This is a genomic window from Nocardioides silvaticus, from assembly GCF_003160695.1.
Lineage (GTDB): Bacteria > Actinomycetota > Actinomycetes > Propionibacteriales > Nocardioidaceae > Nocardioides > Nocardioides silvaticus.
This window is the reverse complement of the sequence record NZ_QGDD01000024.1, coordinates 1-500: the sequence shown is the minus strand read 5'-3', so window position 1 is coordinate 500 and position 500 is coordinate 1. Positions and strand designations below refer to the sequence as shown.

Sequence of the window (500 nt, the reverse complement as noted above, 5' to 3'; positions counted from 1 at the left end):
CCCAGCCTCCTCCTCTCAGCTGCTGTGGTGGTGCTGATGGTGCTGAGCAGCCCAGGGACTGAGGGCGGAAACTCCGAAAGGCATTTCGTGGTCCAGTTCAAGGGCGAGTGCTACTACACCAACGGGACGCAGCGCATACGGCTCGTGACCAGATACATCTACAACCGGGAGGAGTACGTGCGCTACGACAGCGACGTGGGCGAGTACCGCGCGGTGACCGAGCTGGGGCGGCCAGACGCCGAGTACTGGAACAGCCAGCCGGAGATCCTGGAGCGAACGCGGGCCGAGGTGGACACGGCGTGCAGACACAACTACGAGGGGCCGGAGACCAGCACCTCCCTGCGGCGGCTTGAACAGCCCAATGTCGCCATCTCCCTGTCCAGGACAGAGGCCCTCAACCACCACAACACTCTGGTCTGTTCGGTGACAGATTTCTACCCAGCCAAGATCAAAGTGCGCTGGTTCAGGAATGGCCAGGAGGAGACAGTGGGGGTCTCATC

General features: G+C 62.4%; 1 protein-coding gene. It reads left to right on the top strand.

All coding sequences use genetic code 11. The features are described from left to right. The coding region (locus DJ010_RS23075; RefSeq protein WP_146207440.1) for a class II histocompatibility antigen beta chain at positions 1–500 on the top strand (500 nt) is incomplete at both ends.